The organism is Actinoplanes philippinensis (genome assembly GCF_900113015.1).
Classification (GTDB): domain Bacteria; phylum Actinomycetota; class Actinomycetes; order Mycobacteriales; family Micromonosporaceae; genus Actinoplanes; species Actinoplanes philippinensis.
Genome location: NZ_FONV01000005.1, coordinates 313369 through 333959, shown reverse-complemented (window position 1 = coordinate 333959; position 20591 = coordinate 313369). Strand labels below are relative to the sequence as shown.

The 20591-nt window shown below is 68.6% G+C and carries 16 protein-coding genes; 7 read left to right on the top strand and 9 right to left on the bottom strand.

Features of this window, described 5'->3' with window-relative positions; genetic code table 11:
- Positions 1–85: 85 nt before the first annotated feature.
- The 3 genes from BM290_RS14930 to BM290_RS14920 are packed head-to-tail and all read right to left on the bottom strand — an operon-like array spanning position 86 to position 3187.
- The gene (locus BM290_RS14930; protein ID WP_203779348.1) at positions 86–790 is read right to left on the bottom strand and encodes a ferredoxin reductase; all 705 of its coding nucleotides are present in this window, start codon (positions 788–790) and stop codon (positions 86–88) included.
- An 8-nt stretch (positions 791–798) separates the two neighbouring features.
- The gene (locus tag BM290_RS14925) at positions 799–1398 is read right to left on the bottom strand and encodes a sulfite oxidase-like oxidoreductase (RefSeq protein ID WP_093614258.1); all 600 of its coding nucleotides are present in this window, start codon (positions 1396–1398) and stop codon (positions 799–801) included.
- A gap of 46 nt (positions 1399–1444) precedes the next feature.
- Entirely contained in the window at positions 1445–3187 is a 1743-nt protein-coding gene (locus tag BM290_RS14920; RefSeq protein ID WP_093614256.1) for a S8 family peptidase, read from the bottom strand.
- Positions 3188–3310: 123 nt separating this feature from the next.
- Here BM290_RS14920 and BM290_RS14915 point away from each other — a divergent pair, with 123 nt between their 5' ends.
- Both BM290_RS14915 and BM290_RS14910 read left to right on the top strand, forming a co-directional pair.
- A complete protein-coding gene (locus BM290_RS14915) occupies positions 3311–3745 on the top strand; it encodes a nitroreductase family deazaflavin-dependent oxidoreductase (protein WP_093614254.1) in 435 nt (144 codons plus the stop codon).
- 108 nt (positions 3746–3853) lie between these two features.
- Positions 3854–5302, top strand: a complete 1449-nt coding sequence (locus BM290_RS14910) for an ATP-binding protein (RefSeq protein ID WP_093614252.1) — start codon at positions 3854–3856, stop codon at positions 5300–5302.
- On the opposite strand, the gene BM290_RS14905 is transcribed toward BM290_RS14910, so the two are convergent.
- The 5 genes from BM290_RS14905 to BM290_RS14885 all read right to left on the bottom strand — a co-directional run bounded on the left by BM290_RS14905 (position 5303) and on the right by BM290_RS14885 (position 9554).
- The gene (locus BM290_RS14905) at positions 5303–6493 is read right to left on the bottom strand and encodes an adenylosuccinate synthetase (protein ID WP_093614250.1); all 1191 of its coding nucleotides are present in this window, start codon (positions 6491–6493) and stop codon (positions 5303–5305) included. It lies immediately after the preceding gene.
- Positions 6490–7446, bottom strand: a complete 957-nt coding sequence (locus tag BM290_RS14900) for a hypothetical protein (protein ID WP_093614248.1) — start codon at positions 7444–7446, stop codon at positions 6490–6492. The genes BM290_RS14905 and BM290_RS14900 overlap by 4 nt, the downstream gene beginning before the upstream one ends.
- 10 nt (positions 7447–7456) lie before the next feature.
- Positions 7457–8359 (bottom strand): molecular chaperone DnaJ, encoded by a 903-nt coding sequence (locus tag BM290_RS14895; protein ID WP_239143553.1) that lies wholly within the window; start codon positions 8357–8359, stop codon positions 7457–7459.
- Entirely contained in the window at positions 8356–9108 is a 753-nt protein-coding gene (locus BM290_RS14890) for an NUDIX hydrolase (protein WP_093614246.1), read from the bottom strand. Before BM290_RS14890 ends, BM290_RS14895 begins: the two co-directional genes overlap by 4 nt.
- A 155-nt stretch (positions 9109–9263) precedes the next feature.
- Positions 9264–9554, bottom strand: coding sequence for a DUF1540 domain-containing protein (locus BM290_RS14885; RefSeq protein WP_093614244.1), 291 nt, complete (start codon positions 9552–9554; stop codon positions 9264–9266).
- A gap of 432 nt (positions 9555–9986) precedes the next feature.
- On the opposite strand from BM290_RS14885, the gene BM290_RS14880 reads away from it, so the two are divergent.
- Together BM290_RS14880 and BM290_RS14875 are read left to right on the top strand one after the other, a co-directional pair.
- Complete coding sequence (locus BM290_RS14880) at positions 9987–12266, top strand: IPT/TIG domain-containing protein (RefSeq protein WP_093614242.1); 2280 nt, start codon at positions 9987–9989, stop codon at positions 12264–12266.
- A gap of 101 nt (positions 12267–12367) precedes the next feature.
- Positions 12368–14800, top strand: a complete 2433-nt coding sequence (locus BM290_RS14875; protein ID WP_239143552.1) for an IPT/TIG domain-containing protein — start codon at positions 12368–12370, stop codon at positions 14798–14800.
- Positions 14801–14915: 115 nt separating this feature from the next.
- Here the strand turns inward: BM290_RS14875 and BM290_RS14870 are convergent, their stop codons facing one another.
- On the bottom strand, positions 14916–15566 hold the full coding sequence (locus tag BM290_RS14870; RefSeq protein WP_143133745.1) for a hypothetical protein: 651 nt from the start codon (positions 15564–15566) through the stop codon (positions 14916–14918).
- 575 nt (positions 15567–16141) lie between these two features.
- On the opposite strand from BM290_RS14870, the gene BM290_RS14860 reads away from it, so the two are divergent.
- From BM290_RS14860 to BM290_RS14850, 3 genes are all read left to right on the top strand, one after another.
- The gene (locus tag BM290_RS14860) at positions 16142–17839 is read left to right on the top strand and encodes an IPT/TIG domain-containing protein (RefSeq protein ID WP_143133744.1); all 1698 of its coding nucleotides are present in this window, start codon (positions 16142–16144) and stop codon (positions 17837–17839) included.
- A gap of 203 nt (positions 17840–18042) precedes the next feature.
- Entirely contained in the window at positions 18043–18537 is a 495-nt protein-coding gene (locus tag BM290_RS14855) for a DUF4142 domain-containing protein (protein ID WP_239143551.1), read from the top strand.
- A gap of 151 nt (positions 18538–18688) precedes the next feature.
- Entirely contained in the window at positions 18689–20557 is a 1869-nt protein-coding gene (locus BM290_RS14850; RefSeq protein WP_093614232.1) for a S8 family peptidase, read from the top strand.
- Positions 20558–20591: the final 34 nt, after the last annotated feature.

The following is a 20591-nucleotide window of genomic DNA, read 5'->3' as shown; positions in this document are numbered from 1 at the left end:
ACAGCACCGGCCGCCGGCCGTGGAGCGGCGGCCGGCGCCCAGGGCTGCGCCGGCGGGTGCGGTTCAGCTCTGCGAGCGGCTCGGGTCATGCGCCGCCGAAGCGTTCGGTGCGGATGCGTTTGGGGTCGTGGCCCAGGGCGACCAGGATGTCGGCGGCCGTCTCGACGAAACTCGTCGGGCCGCAGACGAAGCAGTCCGGCTCGAAGTCGGGTGGCCAGCCGTGGGTGTTGAGGGTCGCCACCGAGATGCGGGCCGGGGGAGCGGGCCACCCGTCGGGAACGGCCCGCGTGTAGACGAAGTGCACGTCGAGGCCCGGGTCCGACACCGCGCGGCGACGGATCTCCTCCGCATAGATCACGTCGGCCGGGGTCCGTACCGAATAGATCAACCGGAACGGCTGACGGCCCGCCGCCAGACCGCGCGCCCGGATCATCGCCATCAGCGGCACTATCCCGGACCCGCCCGCCACCAGCGTCACCGGAGCCGTGGACTCGGAACGCCACACGAACCAGCCGCCGACCGGACCGCGGACCTCGATCTGGTCACCGGCCTCGACGACGTCGGTGAGGTAGGGCGACACCTCACCGTCCTCGAGGCGCTGCACACTGATCTCGACCGGCCCGGGCCCGGCCGACGCGATCGAGTAGCTGCGCTGGGCCTGATAACCGTCCTCAGCGGTCAGGCGGATGTCGATGTGCTGACCCGGCAGGTGACCCGGCCAGTCCGGAATGTCCAGCGCGAGGGTACGGGCCGAGGCCGTCTCCCAGGTCGCCGACCGGACCGTGGCCACCCGCCAGGTCAGTCGCCGTGATACCGCTGCTCGCGCCACGGGTCCCCATACATGTGATAGCCGGCGTCCTCCCAGAACCCGGGCTCGTCCTCGTGCATCATCCGGAGCCCGTCCACCCACTTGGCGGACTTCCAGAAATACAGGTGGGGGATGAGCAGCCGGGCCGGGCCGCCGTGCTCCGGGTGCAGTGGCTCGCCGTCGTACTCGTACGCGATCCAGGCCTTGCCGTCGAGCAGGTCCTCGAGAGGGACGTTGGTGGTGTAGCCGCCGTAGCTGTGCGCCATCACGTAGTCGCCGGCGGTCTCGACCTCCTCGAAGAGGGTGTCGAGGGCGACGCCTTTCCAGCTGGTGCCCAGCTTGGACCACTTGGTGACGCAGTGGATGTCGACCGTGATCTCCTCGGCCGGCAGGGCGGTGAACTCCGCCCAGTCCCACGTGTGCTTCTCACCGACCTCGGTGGTGATGGTGAACTTCCACCGCTCCTGCGGGATCCGCGGCGTGGGACCGGCGGAGAGGACCGGGAAGTCGTGCGCAAGGTACTGGCCGGGCGGCAGTGCGGGCGACGGCTCGCGCCGCCGCCCGCCGAAACCCCGGGAGATGATGCTCATGAGGTACGAGTAAACCCCACCCGGATGACCGCCGTATATCGGAAGGTCAGAGCTTGACCGTGCCGCTTGTCACGCCCTGGACCGCCTTCGTCCCGGCGACCACGACGCGGTAGGTGCCGCCGCTCAGGCCGGTGACCTTGGTGCTGGACTTGACCGGGTAGGTCTTGACGGTCTTCCACGAGTTGCCGGACCTGCGCTGCAGCGCCATCTTCTGCGAGGGCGCGCCGGCCGCCTTCACCGTGAGGGCGCCCTTGCCGGACTTCTTCGCCGTGACGGTCGCGCGGACCGTGTACTCGGCGGACTCCGATGCCGACGCCACGGTGCCGGTCTCGCCGACGGTCACGCGGACCTGGAAGGCGCCGGTCGCCTTGTGCTCGACGTAGTAGACGCCGTCCTCGTCGGATTCGGTCGTGTCGCAGTCCCACCGGCCGCCGGCGACCGACACGCAGGTCTCGGCCTCCAGCCCGGCCAGGGCCTCGCCGTCGGCGCTCACCTGGAACGTGGTCTCGGTGTCGGCGCCGTAGGAGACGAGCCCGCCCCCGTCGACGGCGATCTCCGGCGTGACGCGCTCCTCGCCGCCGTCGCCGCCGGCCGCCGCCTCGACGGCCGCCGCCGCGTCGACCCGCCCGTGCCCGAAGTCGTTGTCGAAGCCGTCCTCGCCGAGGTCGACGGCCGACTCCTCGAGGGCGTTCTGGATGCCCTGCGGGGTGATCTCCGGCCGGCTCGCCTTGATCAGCGCGGCCACCGCGGCGACGTGCGGCGACGCCATCGAGGTGCCGTTGAGCTCGGCGTATTCGCTGCCGTCCTCGCTCAGGTCACCCGGGTAGGTGCTGAGGATGGCGCTGCCGGGCGCGGCCACGTCGACGTAGTCGCCCTGGTTCGAGTATTCGGCGATCTCGTCGTCGGCGTCGGTGGCGGCGACCGCGATGACCCCGTCGTAGGCGGCCGGGTAGCTGGTCGGGCTGCCCTCCTCGCGCTGGTTGCCGGCCGCCGCGACGACGGTGACGCCGTTCTCGATCGCGTAGGCGACGGCGGCCTCCTCGGCGGCGGTGGCGGTGTCCGCGCCGAGCGACAGGTTGATCACCTGGGCGCCGTTGTCGACGGCCCAGACGATGCCCTCGGCGGTGTCCGAGGTGTAGCCGGTGCCGTCCGCGTCGAGCACCTTGACCGGCAGGATCCGCGCGTCCGGGGCGATGCCGGTGATGCCCTCGCCGTTGCCGGCGACCGCGGCGACGGTGCCGGCCACGTGGGTGCCGTGCCCGTTGCCGTCCGAGTCGCCGCCCTCGGTGTCGTCGATCGCGTCGTATCCGGTCAGGACGTTGCCGGCCAGGTCGGGGTGGCTGCCGTCGACACCGGTGTCGATGACCGCGACCACCACGTCGGCGCCGGTGGTGTCCTGGTCCCAGGCGCCCTCGACGTTCATCTTGTCGAGGTCCCACTGGTACTCGCGGTAGGGGTCGCCGCCCTCCGGCATGTCGAGGGCGTGCACCTTGCGGTCGACCTCGACGCCGACCGTGCCGCCGGCTTTACGGGCCGACGAGACGATCCGCTCGGCGGACACCTTGTCGGTGGCCTCACGGACGGCGAAGACGGGGCGGCCGGTCGCGTCGAGGGAGGTCGTCACGATCCGGACCGGCTGGGCCGCGGAGACGGTTGCCGGGAGGGTCAGGCCGTACGAGACCGGGCTGAAGGCCTGGCTCCCGGCGGGCAGCGCGAACGCGCCCAGTGCTGCGGCGGTGACCGCCGCGATTCCACCAGCGAGAACGTTGCGCCGCGCGGTCTTCCGCATCTGGTAGCACCCTTCAGTCGGTGGACCTACCCATCCGTGGCCGGCCCTGGCGACAAAGGTGCGGGCAGTGAAGTGCGTTTCAGGGTCCGGTCGGGTGCCGTTCGGGTGCGTAGGATCGGATTCATGCCGTTGACGGGTGAATACGCCCCCAGCACTTCGGACTGGGCGCGCGAGCAGGCAGAGAAGTACGAGGCCACCGGCGGTGCCGAGGCCAACGACATCATGGGAAAGCCGATCATCGTGTTGACCTCGGTCGGCGCGAAGAGCGGCCAGCTGCGCAAGACGCCGCTGATGCGGGTCGAGCACGACGGTGAGTATGCGGTCGTCGGCTCGCTGGGTGGCGCGCCGAAGAACCCGGTGTGGGTCTACAACCTGCGCAAGAACCCGCACGTCGAGCTGCAGGACGGCGAGGTCAAGCAGGACTACGTCGCCCGGGAGCTCTCCGGTGCGGAGCGGGAGCTGTGGTGGGAGCGCGCCGCGGCCGCTTTCCCGCAGTACAACGAGTACACGAAGAAGACCGACCGGCTCATCCCGGTCTTCCTGCTGACCCGCGCCTGATCCGGATCCGATCAGGGACCCGGTCCCGGGTGCGATCGACGATCGCACCCGGGACCGCCCTTGGTAGATTGCTTCGAAGTAAGATTGAATCTAGCTTCGGGGGCGCGGATGTTCGTCGGGCGGCGCGCCGAGCTCGACCTGCTCACCAAAGAGCTGGACCGCATACGACGTACGGGCGGGGGCCGTTCCGTTGCCGTCCGGGGACGGCGACAGGTCGGGAAGTCACGACTGGTTCAAGAATTGTGCGACCGGGCGGGTCTGCCGTATTGCTTCTACACCGCCGTCAAAGGCGCGTCGAGCACGGAGGCGGTCAGCCAGTTCCTCGGTGCCCTGCGCGACTCGTCGCTGCTCACCCCGGCCGGTCGCGACCTCCTTCCCTCTCAGCCACCGGCGGGCGGTTGGGGAGACATGCTGCGACTCCTCGCCGGCGTCCTCCCTGACACACCGAGCATCGTGGTGCTCGACGAACTACCGTGGCTCTCCGAGCAGGACCCGACCTTCGACGGACATCTGCAGGTGGTCTGGGACCGGCTCATGTCGAGCAAGCCCGTCCTGCTGCTGCTGCTCGGCAGTGACCTGCACATGATGCAGCGGTTCACCGAATACGACCGGCCGTTCTACGGCCGGGCCGCCAACATGGTCCTCGGCCCCTTCAACCTCGCCGAAACCGCTGCGGTGACCGAGCTGAGCGGTGCGGACGCCATCGACGCCTATCTGATCACCGGCGGGTTGCCCGGCATCTGCCTGGAATGGACACCAGGATCCAGCCCCATCGACTTTCTGACCACGGAGATCACCAGCAAGACCTCGGCATTGTTCACCGTTCCCGAGCAGTCGCTGGCATCGGAGTTCCCCGCCCCGGATACGGCTCGACGCGTTCTCGAGGCAATCGGTGGACTGGGCAGCCGGACCTTCAGCAACATCGCCGCGGCCGCCGGCGACCGCGGGGGACCGGTCAGCTCCGGCACCCTGTCCCCTCTGCTCCACCGGCTCGTCGACGAGAAGAAGATCCTGGCCGTCGACAAACCGCTGTCCACCAAACCCAGCAAACTAGCCCAGTACCGGATCGCCGACAGCAATCTGCGTCTCTACCTGGCCATCCTCCGGGATGTGCATCAGCTTGTCCTCCGCGACCGGACGGCAGCCGCCCGAGCCGTTCTCGAAGCACGATGGTCCACATGGCGCGGCAATGCCGTGGAACCGGTCATCCGTGACGCGCTCGCCATCGCCGCCGGCGCCGGGGAATTGATGTGGACCGACACGTGGGAAGTCGGCGGCTGGTGGAACCGCCAGGCAAACCCGGAGATCGACCTGGTCGGTGCCGACCGTGCGCCGATCGCTTCCCGCATCGCGTTCGCGGGTTCCATCAAGTGGCAGGACGGTCTGTTCGACCGGCACCACCTCGACGACCTCCGTCGTCACGCTCCGATGATTCCCGGATTCCAGCCCGGCACCAGCGGCCTGGTCGTCGTCAGCCGCTCGGGGACCGACCTGCCCGCGGGAGCCGTGGACCTGATCTGGGGACCCGACGACATCGTCCGAGCCTGGTCCGCCTGACTACCGGAACTTCTTGTCCGACGAGAGCGGCCCGTACGACTCCAGCAGCACCGGGGCACCCAGGCGGGCCGCGATCGCGTCACACCAGTCGTCCGGCCGGGTCATCCGATCCGGCCGGGCCACGGCCAGCCGCGCGCCCAGCGCCTCCTGGTGCTCCAGGTCGCGGAAGGGGCCGGGCTCGATGCGGTCCCACACCTCGTCGCCGATCCGGTACGAGTCGGCGATCCGCAGATCCGGGCAGCGATCCGGGACGTCGAGGTGGGTGACGGCCAGAGCGTCGACACCGCCGGCCACCTCCACGGCGTACCGGTGGGCGACCGCGTCGAAGTGGCCGGTCCGGAAGGGGCCCTGCCACGGGTCCCGGCCGTTGTGCCGCTCCGGCAGGTACAGCGACGGGTCCTCGGTGACGAACGGGCCGGCCCCGTGCCGGGTGGTGTAGGTGCGGACCACACCGAGCCGCGTGACCTTGGCGCCGAGCGCGGTGACGTTGTCGAACGTCGTCGTCGACCACGTGGTGTACGGATGCCAGCCCCGCCACTCGTCGAGCAGCACACCCTGGGCGCCCTCGAACACGCACGGGCCCTCGGCCAGCAGCTGCTCGGTGTACGACGAGCCGACGATCCGGACCGTCTCACCGAACAGGGTGAACGCGTCCACCACGTCGTCGATCGGGACACCGCAGTCGCCGAGAGAGGCCCTCACCGCCGCCAGCCGTTGCCGCAGCCGCGGCGGCGAGAGCACGTCCCCCACCCGGGGAGCATCGGGATGCGTCTGCGCGTACGCCATCGTCTCGCCCACACCCATGCCACACGAACCGTGCCGGTCCGCACCCCGCCCGGTCTCCCGCCGCCGGTTCGCCGCGCGATGCCACGGAGTGGCGAGCAGCGCGTTCCCATCCACCGTGAGCAGGTGGAACGGCTTGCCGAGCGCGGCCGCCTCACCGGCCAGAGCGAGCGGGTCGACCACCATGAACCGGGTGAGGTGGGTCGGCACGCCCCGCAGCGTGCCCGACCCGAACTGGGCGAACGTGTGATGCCGGCCGGTCTCGGTGGTCACGTTGTGCGCGGCCTGCGCACCCCCGTTGAAGCGCAGGACTGCTCGCACACCTCCGCGGGAGCAGAGAAAATCGACCACCGTGCCCTTGCCGGCGTCGCCGTACCCCAGGTCGACGACCGCGACGTGCCCGTTCACAGCCTCTGATTCCCACCCGGGCCACCGGCGATCTCGAACGCCGAGCGCACCACGGCGGTCCGCTGCAGCGGCGCCAGCGCCCGCCCCACCGAGCCGCCCGCCCGTGAGCCCACGTCGGTCAGGTCGGCGATGCCCTCGTCCAGGTCGATCGCGTCCTCGCCCAGGCCGACCGTCAGCGCGATCGTCTCGCACACCGCGTCCAGGTCGTCGAGCTCCAGGACGTTCTGGCCGAGCAGCTTGCGCCAGCGCGACAGCACCTCCTTGTCACCGCTGTGGTGCGCCGCCGTCGGCAGGATGTAGTAGACGTCGTACTTGCGTTTGAGCTCGGTCAGGATGTCCTCGGTCGCGATCGGCTCGCTCAGGTCGTCACCGATCACCGCCTTCACCTCACGAGGCTTCACCCGGGGGTACGGCATCTCGTCGCCGATGATGAACAGGTAGCCCTTCCGCCCCCGGTTCACCATCGAGTCGAGGATCGTGTGCCGGGCCATGAAGTAGAGGGCCAGCTCGTACGACTCGTGTTTCTGGCCACCGCCACCGCCCTCCAGCACGATCCGGGCCAGGTCCTCGTCCATCCGGTTGTCCGACTCGAACTGGCCGACCTGCAGCGGCGCCCGGTCACAGGTCGCGTCACCGATCGCCCCGAACAGGATCTGCGGGTCGACCGCGTAGTTCTTCCTGGTCAGCAGGCCCAGCAACTGCGGCAGCTTGGTCTGCAGCACCCGTGGCACGCTGCCCATCGAGCCGGTCACGTCGAACAGCACCGCGATCGGTGTGCTGAACGGGTGCTCGGTGCTGTCCCGGCTCTCCCGCATGAACACGCCGTCCGGGTTCAGCTCCGGATGCACCGTCCGGGCGCCCGAGTCGCTGTAGTCGAACGCGCTCTTCCCGGACGCCGCCCGGTAGCCGGCGGCCGCCGTGTAGACATCGGTCGACCAGTGTCCGCTTCCCATGATGTGCTCCTCAGTTCCGAAACTGCGGGGGGATGATGTCGTCGAACTCGCCCAACAGGGCCCAGGCGTCCTGCGGCCGCATCCGCGGCGCGTCATAGGTGCAGCCGGCGGCGAACCGCCGCAGCGAGGCGGGCATCCGCGACCCCATGAGCCGGGTCATCAGCACCGTCGCCATGTAGATGTCGGTGGCGGGTCCAGCGGTCCGGTCGTGGCGCACCTCCGGCGGATAGTGGTCCTCCCTCGCTCTCACTATCGCCGCAGGTCGATGTCCCGCATAGCACCAGTCGACGAGAACCAGGCCCCGCCGGCCCGGATGGATCAGCACGTGCTCCGGCAGAACCGCCCCGTGGATCACCCCGGCCCGGTGCGCCCAGCCGAGCGCCACCAGCAGCCGGCGCCAGATCCAGGTCGCGTCCCGTACCCCCAGATCGCCTTCGACCTCGGCCAGAGTGCCCATGCCGCGCCGCCGCTCCAGCACGTTGACGAGCCTGCGGCGGCGCTGGTCGTCCTCGTGGACGAACGTCTCGAGGAGGCGCGGCGCATACGGCCGGAATCTCGGATCGCCGTCCGCCCACAGCTTGCGCAGCGCGGCCGCCTCGGCCTCCATCATGTCGTTGTCCGCGGGGGACCGCGGGAGTTTGACCAGCCGCTCGCCGTCGGCGAAGAGCTCGGCGATGTCACCGCTGCCCCACGGACTCGTGCACCAGTCGTCTTTTTTCTTGTAAAGGGCGGAAAGCTTCGCGAAAGCGTCTGTCGCGGTGGCGCGCCGCTGCGCGCTCACCGTGTCCGGGTGGATCAGCTTCGCCCATCTGCGGTACGCCCTACCCGCGCTGTTCCCGGTGTCGGGCAGGTCCCGGAAGCTGCGGGCCGCGGCGATCCGTGCCACCGCCTCCTCGAACGTCATCGTCGTCATCTCACCCGGTCCTCCCTGGCCGGCCGCAGCAGCGCCGGGTGCAGCAGCCGGGCGTCGCCGGAGCGGTACAGCTTCGCCTTCGGCCCGCCGCGCTCCCCGCCCTTCGCCGTCGTCCCGCCGGTGCTCTCCACGAACCCCGGCACCGACAGCACCTTGCGGTGGAAGTTGCCGGCGTGCAGCTCCTCGCCCCACACCGCCGTGTAGACCTGCCGCAGCTCGCCGATGGTGAACTCCGGACCCACGAACGCCGTCGCCAGCGGTGTGTACTCCAGCTTCGACCGGGCCCGCTCCAGCGCGTCGGCCAGCACCTCGTCGTGGTCGAAGGCCAGATCCTTCGCCTCCTCGACCGGCACCCAGTAGGCGCGGGCGGCGTCACTGCCGGCGGTCGGCTCGGGGAGGCTGGGCGCGAACGCCAGGTAGGCGACGGAGACGACCCGCATCCGCGGGTCACGGCCGGGGTTCCCATACGTCCTGAGCTGCTCCAGATGGACCCGCTCCAGGTCGCCCTCGCCCGGCGTCAGCCCGGTCTCCTCGGCCAGCTCCCTGATCGCCGCCGCGTCGAGCGGCTCGTCCCGGGCGAACCCGCCGGGCAGCGCCCGCCGCCCCGCGAACGGCTGCGCGCCGCGCTCGACGAGCAGCACACAGAGCCGCCCGTCGCGGATGGTCAGGGCGACCACGTCGACGGTCACCGCGACCGGCGGATAGTCCCGCGGGTCGTAGCTCGCCAGGAAGCTCGCCTCGTCCGTCATCGCGCTCGTCCTTCTCGGTAAGGGTCTTGCTCGATGTGAGTCTTTCTCGATCTGAGATGAACGTAGCGCGGGTGGGTGGCCATGTCAACCCGCCCCTGAATGCGGAAATCCCGCCCCCTCGCGGTCGAGGGGGCGGGATCAGAGGTCGAATACGGTCAGGAGCGCTGGTAGGTCAGACAGTCCGCCTTGTCCGCCGAGGCGCCCACGGTAATGGCCGGAGCCTGACACTCCAGATCCTTGTTGTACGTGCAGTCGGCGCGCTTACAGGCGCCCACTTGCGCGGTCGCGATCCCCATCCCGCCGGAGAGCCCGGACCCGGCGAAGGTGTCACAGGCCGAGTTCATCTCACTGATAGTGATGGCGAACGCGGTGCAACCGTCGTGGTTGTACCCACAGTCCGTGACGGTGCAGGTCTGCACGCGGGGCATGCCCATCATCTGAGTCACGACACATCTCCTTCGGCCGCCAGGTTGTCGTCGAGCCCATCGAATATAACCATTAATGCGAGGCCCTACACTTTTCGGCCGCCCATTTCTTCGAAATGCAGAATGGTAAGGCAAGGCTTGCTTCCATCAATTTAGGCAAGCCAACCCTGACGAGAATGTCATTTGGGTGTGCCGCCCCGCTGTGCGGGGTGCCGGCTGTCGTGCCGCCGGGCGGTCTGGCCCCTCCGTGGCCAATGTGTTCTGAGGGTAGACGGGCCAAAGCGAGGTTGCTCCGCTAAATAAGTCCGACATATGAGGATGTTTCCTTCTCTGGGCTACTGAACCGCTACGAATAGTTACGCTTCCGGCGAGACGGCCCGCGACGGTTCATCCGGACGCCTGGGCCCAGCAATCCAGCGACGCGGTCCATGGGGACCCGTAGGAGGACCTCGCATGCGCAAGTCCAAGTCACGCTCGAAAGCCCGGCTGGCGGCGTCCGCCGGGTTGACTACCGGAGCGGTAGGCGCCGCTCTGCTGGTGGCTCCGGCGGCGGCGCTCGCTGCCGTTTCGGTTACCCCTCCGGTGGTGGCCCCCGGTGACTCCGTCACCGTCGTTGACACCGACGCCACGTTCGCCAACGGCTCGAACGCCACGGCTTCCCGGGTGCAGATCATGACCTCGCCCGGTACCACCACTCCGGTTTGTGCGGCGACGATCGCGACGACGTCGACCACCATCCTGGCCACGGATCAGGCCCAGACCAGCTCGAACAGCACCGCCAAGTCGGTGACGTTCAAGTTGCCCGCCGGAGTGACCGCGGGCACCAACGGTCAGGCCAAGAGGTATGTCGCCTGTGTCTACGACTACGCCGCGGGCACCACGGCCCGGCAGGGTAACCAGAACGGCTACTCGATCAACGTGGGCACGCCCGTCGTGGTGAATCCGCCGGTCGGCTTCACCGGTGGCGGGAACACCGTGAACATCACGGCGTCGACTAACGTATTCGCCAATGTCCCCACCATCGGCGCTCAGTTCTCGACCAGTGGCGAGTGCCCGACCGCCTACGGTGCGCCGACGGCCAATCTGGCCACCACGGCAGCCAAGTCCGCCGACAACGCCGCCAGCCTGACCGTGCCGGCCGGTGTCGTGACGGGGGCGGCGGCGACGAAGTACGCCCTGTGCTTCTACAACGGCACTTCCAGCAGCTCCGGCCTGCTCACCGGCGGGCAGTACACCGCCAGCCAGTTGGCGTTGAGCCAGAACATCGGTCCCTGGCAGGGCGGCAACGGTCTGAACATCACGTCGCAGACCGATTTCCTGGCTGGTATCGATGATCCGGGCGTTCTCGTCAGGACCGCGGCGTGCCCGAACACCTATGCGGCGTCCAACGTTGCCAACGCCAACAAGATCATCGCGCCGGACAAGGTCCGCAAACTGTCGACCACGCGCCTCGCCGTGACCGTCCCGCAGGTCTACGACGACCAGACCGCTGCGACCGCCGCGTTTACCGTGAATCCGGTCCGGGACTGGAACATATGCGTCTACACCGGAACCACGGACGCGTCGTCGACTCTGGTCGCCGGAACGCCGTACCGGGTGACGACGATCCAGACCTCGACCGGCATCAGCCCCAAGGCCGGTCCGGCCCTCGGAGGCAGCCTGGTCACGGTGACCGGGACCGCGTTCCCGACCGAGCCCGGCGCTCTCACGGCGACGCTCGGCGGCGCGCCACTGGTCGACATCACGCCGCTCAGCGCCACCGCGTTCACTGCGCGCACGACACGTCGTGCACCGGCCAACAACGTGTCCCTGGTGGTTACCACGGCCAGTGGCTCCCACACTCTGAGCAACGCCTTCTCGTATAACAGTGCGCTGCTCGTCGGCCCCAACACCGCGCCCAACAACCGCCCGGTCGAGGTGGTCGTCAACGGAATCGGGTTCGAGAACGCCCCGTTCTCCAACAGTCTGACCGGTGGAGCTCACGTCTTCCTGGTCAAGGGCAGCTACAACTCCGCCGACATCGGCTCGACCACCCGGGCCAACGCGCCGGTCGCCGACTGCAGCAACGTGCTGGTGCTCGGCGACACCGAACTGATCTGCAAGCTGGACCTGACCAGCCGGCTGGACGCCGCCGGCACGGCCGTCCTGGCCGCGACGCCGACCGCGGGCAACGCCGTCGTCACCGCCGCCGGGAGCCGGGTGATCACCGGTACCGCGTTCGCGCCGACGGACGTCGGCAAGGCCGTCATCGACCCGGTCGACACCGACCCCAAGATCCCGGCCGGAACGGTGATCACCGACGTGGTCAGCGCCACGAAGGCGGTCATGTCGAACGCCGCGACCGGTGTGGCGACCGCATCAACAGTGACGCTCGCGTCGCCGAATACGCAGACCGCCACGGTGACGACCGCCAGCGGTTCCGCGGCGCTCTCCTCGATCTCGCCGGTGCTCACCTCCACCGATGTCGGAAAGTTCGTCGTCGGCTACGGCATTCCGGCCGGCCGGAGCATTCTCAACCAGTCCGGTGCGAGCGCCAACCTGAACGACGGCACCTCAGTGACGAACCCGGGGGCGCACCCTGTCCTCCTCACTGGCACCAAGATCCCGGTTCCGGAGGGCGCCTACAATCTGCAGTACGTGAGCAACGCCGCGGTCAACGCTGTAGTCACCGACCCTGCCTATGTGCAGAGCAACGTCTCCAGCACCTCGACCTTTACGGTCGCTTCTTTCTGACGCGCAAAAGACATCACAAAAGCGGTGGCTCGGAGCGCTTGCTCCGGGCCGCCGCGTGTTCTTTTCCAGAGCATTAAAACTGTTCTGTCTGACATATATGCATGTTCGCTACTTTGCCAAATTCAATACCCATTAATAGGTACGCTTCCGGCGAGACGGCCCGCGACGGTTCATCCGGACGCCTGGGCCCAGCAATCCAGCGACGCGGTCCATGGGGACCCGTAGGAGGACCTCGCATGCGCAAGTCCAAGTCACGCTCGAAAGCCCGGCTGGCGGCGTCCGCCGGGTTGACTACCGGAGCGGTAGGCGCCGCTCTGCTGGTGGCCCCCACGGCAGCGCTCGCTGCCGTTTCGGTTACCCCTCCGGTGGTAGCCCCCGGTGACTCCGTCACCATCGTCGACACCGACGCCACGTTCGCCAACGGCTCGAACGCCACGGCTTCCCGGGTACAGATCCTCACCTCGCCGGGAACCACCGCTCCCGTCTGCGCGGCGACGATCTCGACGACGTCGACCACCATCCTCGCGGCGGAACAGGCTCAGACGACCTCCAGCACCTCCGCCAAGTCGGTCACGTTCAAGCTGCCGTCAGGTGCTACCGCCGGCACCAACGGCCAGGTGAAGAAGTATGTCGCCTGTGTCTACGACTACGCCGCGGGCACTACGGCCCGGCAGGGTAACCAGAACGGTTACACGATCAACGTGGGCACGCCCGCGGTGCTGAACACGCCCATCGGCCTGTCCGGCGGCGGCAACACCGTCAACGTCACCACATCGACGAACGTATTCGCCAATGTCCCCACCATCGGTGCCCAGTTCATCGCCGCCGGTGAGTGCGCCAGCACCTACGGCACGCCGGTCGCCAATCTGGCCACCACGGTCTCCAAGACCGCGGACAACGCCGTGAACCTCGTCGTGCCCGCCGGCGTGGTGAGCACGACGGCGGCCCCGGCCAAGTACTCTCTGTGCTTCTACAATGGCACCGCCGGCACCTCAGCCCTGATCACCGGCAGCTCGTACTCGGCCGGTTACCTGACGCTGAGCCAGGGCACCGGTCCGTGGCAGGGCGGCAATGCCATCAACATCACCTCGCCGAACCCGTTCCTGGCCGGTGTCGACGATCCGGGTGTGACGTTCGAGGCCGCCGAGTGCGCGGCCACCTACACGGCAGCGCGCAACGCCAGCGTGATCGAGCCGGTCAGCGCGCCCCGCAAGGTGACGAACTCACGTCTTGCCGTCACCGTGCCGGCGCCGCTGTACGCCGACCAGACCGCGTTCAACACCGCGCTGGGCTCCAACATGAGCCTGCCCTGGAACCTGTGTGTCTACGCGGGCACCACGAACGCCAGCTCGGCCCTGATCGCGAGCCATCCGTACCGGGTGACTACGGTCCAGACTTCGGCCGGCGTCACGCCCAAGGCGGGCCCCGCGCTGGGCGGCAGTCTGATCACGGTCACCGGCACGGCGTTCCCGACCACGGCGGGCGCCATCACCGCGACGCTGGGTGGTACGCCGCTGACCGACATCACGCCGATCAGCACCACCGCGTTCACCGCCCGCACGCCGCGTCATGCGCCGGCCAGCAACGTTTCGCTGGTGGTCACCACGGCTGCTGGTTCGCACACCCTGAACAGCGCCTTCTCCTACACCAGCGCCGTCGTCGCGAACCCGAAGACCGCACCCAACACCCGGCCGATCGACGTGATCATCAACGGTGTCGGGTTCGAGGGCGCTCCGTGGAGCAACACCGTGACCACGGGCGCGCACATCTTCCTGACCCAGGGCAACTACAACAACGCGACCGTCGACGCGCTCGGCACGCCGCGCCGGGCCAACGCGCCGGTCGCCGACTGCAACAACGTGCTCGTGCTCAGCGACACCGAGTTGGTCTGCCGGGTCGACCTGACCAAGCGGCTCAACGCGCTCGGCACCGCTGTACTCTCCGGCGCACCGAAGTACAACGCGGGTATCACCTCCGTCACCGGTAGCCGCGTGATCATCGGTGACGGTAACCCGGCGTTCACCCAGGAGGATGTGGGCAAGGCCATCATTGACCCGGCCTCGACCCCGAAGATCCCGACCGGCACGGTCATCTCCGCTGTCATCAGCAGCACCGAGGCGGTCATGTCCAACCCGGCCTCCGGCGTCCTGTCCGCTGACGACACGATCGTGATCGCGTCGACGAACAGCCGGGTCGTGCCCGGAATCGGCACCACCAATGCCGACGACGACATCACGGCGCCCGCAAGCACCTTCACGAACGCGGATCAGGGTCTCTACATCGCCGGACCAGGCATCGCTGACGCCACGACCATCACCTCGCAGACCGGTGGCACCGCCGCTGTCCTGTCTGCGAACGCGAGCGCGACGGCCACGGTGCGCGCCGTCGTCTCCAGCCCGAACATCGCGGTTCCGGAGGGTTCTTACAACCTCCAGTACGTGAGCAACGCAGCCCTCAACGCGGTGCACACGGACACCTCCTACGTGCAGAGCGCGATCTCCAGCGCGTCGACCTTCACGGTCTCCGCCTTCTGATCGCCGGCATCACGCAAGTCGGTGGCCCGGAGCTGATGCTCCGGGCCACCGGTCTGTCGCGGTAGGAAAGGACGCCGACCGGGTTCTCCACGGCGCCGTCCAGTTGATGTGCGGCTCAGCCGAGCTTGCGCCATTCGCGCTCGATGATCCCGAGGCTCTTGCCGACCGGGGGCCGTCCGCCGATCTTCGTGTCGACGACGATGACGCTGCGCTTCTCGCTGGTGCGCCAGCACACCAGGAGACTCGGCCGCGTCTTGGGCTCCTGTTCGTTGTAGAGCTTGAAGCGTTGCGAGCAGGAAACCTCGCCGTGCTTTTCGATACCTCCGGCGACCCATCCGAGTTCGCGTTGCCCGGTCAGATCGCCGCGTACGGTGATCACGCGGGTGGCGCCGCCTTCCTTGGCCGAGCCTGTGGTGACCTCCTTGGCCGCGGCCAGGGCGGCCTCTCCGGCCGGGTTGGCCTCCTTGAGTGGGAGCGGTCGTGTGATCTTCACTCCCTCCTTGGCCGCCGCGTCGCGTGCCTTCCGGACGCGATCGGCCGGTTCCTCGAAGGAGGGTTCCGCCCTCACCGCTGCGCTTCCACCGGTCGTCTCGGCCGAGGGCCGGTCGGCGCCGGCGCTTGACGTTGTAGGTTCCGGGGCGGCCGGGTTCTGCGGGGCGACGGTGCCGACTGCGGTTACGTCCTGTGCCCGCCGGTCGTTGCCGTCGACGAACCGGAGAGTAATGAGATACGCGCCGGATCCGAGGATCGCGGCCAGGCCGGTCACCCCGGCCACCGTACTGAGGCGACGGCGCCGCGGGCGTGCGAGCGTGGGCGGAGCCGCGGAGGGGATGTCGTCGTCGTGCCGGTCGTCGTCTTGCTTGTCCATGTTTCTGTGCCCCTTGGGTCTCGGCTGTAGGTCCGCCGGTTCGTGAGGCGAACTCCGGAGGTCCATGCTTCCAACGGATCTGACAAAAGGTGCTTGATCTGGCAATCCCTAGCTGAGAGTTGCCCGAGGCACCCATGGCGCGGGCCGGGGCGCTGTCATACCGCACGAAAACCGTCATCACACGCCGAACGGTCTATAAAGTACAAAAAACTACTAAAACTCTTAAAATTAGCTAAATTAGTTTTCCATGCTATTCAGCGGAAATGCCGCGTTACGCTCCTGCGAGACGGCCCGCCATCACGAGAACGCGCGGGCACATCCATCCCACAACGCGGTTCGTGGGAACCGTAGGAGGACCTCGTATGCGTTACTCCCGACCAAGAACCGGCAATCGCCTCCGGCGAGCCGGTGTAGTCGCGGCGACGACCGCACTCGCGGTCGCCGCCGGGGCCGCGCCCGCATTCGCGGCCGACGTGGACTTCGACCTCGACGTCAATGCGGGCCCGCAGGGTGGTGGCAACACGGTCACCGCCTCGGCGTCAGGTCTGCTGGCCAGTGTGACGACGCCCGGTGCCCGGTTTGTCGTCGGTGCCAACACCACATGTCCGGCGACGTACAGCACCACCTCGGCGGGCTCACTGACCGCTACCGTGACGAAGAGCGACGACGACACCGCCAAGATCGTTGTGCCGGCCGTTGCGCTGGGCTCCACATACCGGGTATGTATGTACGTCGGTACGGCGACGGGCAGCGTGACCCAGGGCAAGACGACGGCGATCGAGGCTTACGTCCCCGAGGCATCGACGGTGTCGATCACCCCCAATGCTGCGAATCCGGCCACCACGGCGAGCCCGGTGTCGATCGTCGCGTCCTCCAGTGGGCCGTGGTTGCAGAACCAGTCGACGGTCTCGGCGATCTTCACCTCCGCCACTTGCCCGGCGACCTATTCGGCGACCGGCGCGACCACGGCGACGGTCACGAAGAACGCGGCGAACACCACGGCCACGATCTCCGCGCCCACGACCTTGACCAACGGCGCGACGTACAACGTCTGCTACTACAACGGCACGGCCAACACCAGCGTGCTTCTCGGCAAGGGGCAGTACAGCCTCGTCCCGGCCGTCTCGCTGAGCCCGCAATTCGGTCCCAGCGCGGGTACGAACACCCTGATCATCCAGTCGTCCACCAACTTCATGAGCAGTGGTGTCACGGCGCCCGGCGTGATCTTCACCCGGCTCGCGTGCCCGAACACCTATAGCAACGCCTCTGACTACGTCGGGGCATCAAGTCCGCTGCCGACGAAGATCAACAACATGCGCCTGAGCGTCAAGGTCCCGGCCGGCGTGGTGCTTGGATCGAGTGAGGCGTCCGCTCAGTACAAGGTGTGTGTCTACGGTGGTTCCACCGCCGGCACGTCCAAGCTGATCGCTCAGCCGCTCAACTACACCATCGCCGCATCGGTGACGGTGAGCAGCATCGCTCCGGCCAGCGGGCCCGCACAGGGCGGTCAGGAAGTCGTCATCACCGGCACGAACTTCCCGACCGCGGAGGGTGCCCAGGTGAGCGCCTCGCTCGGCGGCAGCGAGCTGACCAACATCAAGGTCAACGACCTCGGCACGACGCTCACTGGCACGACCACCTCCCACGCTCCCGGTGCCACCACCGTCAGCGTCACCACCCTGGCGGGCACCAAGAGCGCACTCGGTACGCCGTATGCCTACACGTATGGCATCACCGTGTCGCCGAACACCGCCCCGGTGCCGGCCAGTGCGGGTGCCAACCCGCCGATCTACATCCAGGGTGCCGGCTTCTCCAACCTGACGCCGGGTGCGGCGCCCGGTGTTGCGGCTACGACCACCGGTGCCGCCGTTTACCTCGTCGACAACACCTGGTACGCGGGTAACCAGGCCAGCCGCCCCGTCAACGCGGGTGCCAAGGCCCAGTGCTATGACATCACGGTCATCACCGACAATGAGCTGATCTGCACCCTCGACCTCTACAACGGGCTGGGCACGGCCAACATCCTCGGAACGGCGCCCACCAACACCGTTCCGGTCGGCACGTACACGATCGCGATCGTCAATGACGTCGCGGCGGTCGGCGGTCCGGTGGCCGACGTCGGGTTCTCCCGGATCTCCAGCGGTTCCACCTTCACGGTGGCTTCGTACTGATCGTTCCCGCACCGCTCGATTCTTGGGTGGGCCCGGAGCTTCGGCTCCGGGCCCACCTTCGTGTTGCCGGAGTATCCGCCAAAGGCACTCTTCGGATCATGAAAACTCTTATGCTCCATTTGAGGTCCTTTGGAGGAGAAATAATGCTTTTGCGTCGAATGATGTTAACTCTCGGTGTGGCCGGTTCCCTGTTGCTTGCACCTGTGACCGCTCAGGCCGCGGCTTTTGAGACTCGTGACGTCGCCTTCCTGCACGCGGCCCACCAGGCCAACGTCGCGGAGATCTCCGCCGGGCGCCTGGCCTGGAACAAGACGACCAACCCGGCGGTCAAGCGGGTGGCCGCGGCGCTCATGGTGGATCACATCAAGATGGACTTCGAGGTGTACCAGACGGCGCGCCCCCTCTACGTACGCCTGCCGGAAGGCACCAACGAGGAACAGCGGGCGCTGCACCGCCGCTACGAGCTGGCCCCGCGGGACACCTTCGACGAGTACTTCGTCTCCACCCAGCTGGCCGGCCACCGGCAGACCCTTCGAATGCTGGAGGAGCAGGTCGAGGAGGGCGCCGAACCGTCCGTGCGGGCGGTCGCCGAGAAGGCCATCCCCGTCATCGAGCGCCACGGCGCGCTGCTGCGTGAGGCCGCCCAGTCGCTGGGGATCGCCGGCTACGTGGGCAAGGGTGGTCGCCCCACCGCATAACTGCTCAAGCGGCCTCGTCCGCGTCCGATCCAAGCCGTCAGGAGTGGCCCCTCGGGCCCGCTCCTGACGTGCAACATTTCGTCAACCGTCTCTGCACCTTCCGCCGTCGAATCTGGTTGTCGTAGCCAGCCAAACGGGGGGAAGCAAGTTGATGAAGGTTCAGATCCGTAACTACGCCGTCGGTGCCGTTGCTGCCGGAGCGCTCGCCGCGATCGGTGTGCTCGCGCTTCCGAACGGCTCGGCGGACTGGGCCCCGGTCACCTACGGCCTGACCGCCGCTCCGGAATCGATCGTCCCGGCGACGGTCACCGAGGCGCAGCCGGCCCGGGTGGTCTCGACCACGATCGACGCGAGCGGCCGCCCGGTCGTCACGGTCAAGGAGGCCACCGACAAGGCGTCCGCGATCGAGCTGGTCGAGAAGGCGCAGAAGGCGGACGGCGCGGTCGGTGTGGAGATGGACGCTCCGGTGTACGCCCTGGACGCCCCCACCGGCTCGGACCCGTCCCGGGCGCAGCAGTGGGACCTCCCGAAGATCCGGACCGTGGAGGCCTGGCAGAAGTCGACCGGCGCCGGCGTGACCGTCGCGGTGATCGACAGCGGTGTCGACAGCACCCACCCGGACCTGGCCGCCAACGTTCTCAGCGGCTTCGACGCGACCACCGACCGGGAGGGTCCCACCACCGACCGGCACGGGCACGGCACCCACGTGGCCGGCACCATCGCCGCCGTCACGGGCAACGCGGTCGGCGTCTCCGGCTTCGCCCCGAACGTCAAGATCCTGCCGGTGAAGGTGCTCGGCGACAACGGCAGCGGCAACATGTCCGACACCGCGCAGGGCATCACGTGGGCCGCCGACCACGGCGCCCAGGTGATCAACATGTCGCTGGGCGGCACCCAGCAGGTCGAGGCGGTGAGCACCGCGATCGCGTACGCCCGCAGCAAGGGCGTGACCGTCGTGGCCGCCGCCGGCAACGCCCGTCAGCAGGGCAGCCCCACCTCGTACCCGGCCGCCGACACCGGTGTCATCGGTGTGGGCGCGACCGACTCCAACGACCGGGTCGGCGTCTACTCGAACGCCGGCGACTACGTCGACGTGTCCGCGCCGGGCACCGACATCCTGAGCACCTCGCCGGGCGGGCAGTACAAGACGATGAGCGGCACCTCGATGGCGTCGCCGCACGTCGCCGCGATCGCCGCGCTGCTGAAGAGCTACCGCAGCTCGCTGACGCCGGACCAGGTCGAGACCACCCTGGAGAGGTCGGCCGTCGACCTGGGCGCCGCCGGGTTCGACAACGACTTCGGCAACGGCCGCATCGACGCGCTCGCCGCCCTCAACTCGCTGGCCCCGGCGACGACCGCTCCGACCACGCCGCCCACGAAGGCCCCGTCGACCGCTCCGGTGACGCCGCCCACCAAGGCCCCGTCCACCGCTCCGAGCACGCCGCCGGCGAGCACCCCGCCCGCCACCGGCGCCCCGGTCAAGGCCGTCCCCGTCATCACCGCGAGCACCACCGGTGGCGAGGTCGTCCACGGCACCGCGACCAGCACCGTGTTCACGGTCAAGGCCGGCACGCAGGTGTGGTCCCGTAAGTCCGTCGCGGTCTGCGTGACCGAGGCCGGCGCCGCGCAGCAGTGCACCGACGCCGTCACCGACGAGGCGGGCACCGTCACGGTGGACCGTCCCGGCACGGGCTCCTACGAGGTCGTCGTGAAGGCCGCCGCCACCGCGACCAACGCGGCCGCGACCTCGGCGACGGTCAGCTGGAAGGTCCGCGCCGCGGTCACCGTCACCCCGCGTGGCTGGGGTCAGGTGCAGGTCACCCTGACCGGCGCGGCCGGCCGGGCCACCGAGATCCAGCAGAAGGTCGCCGGCAACTGGCGCAAGGTCGGCTCGTACGCCGTGCCGGTCTCCCCGGCCCGGGTGGCGCTGACCCGCCTGATGCCCGGCCAGACCTACCGCGTGGTCGTTCCGGCGACCACCGCGATCCTGGGCGCCACCAGCGACGAGTTCGTCGCCTGATCGATTCGTGCGAACGGCCGCGGCGGGACCCTTC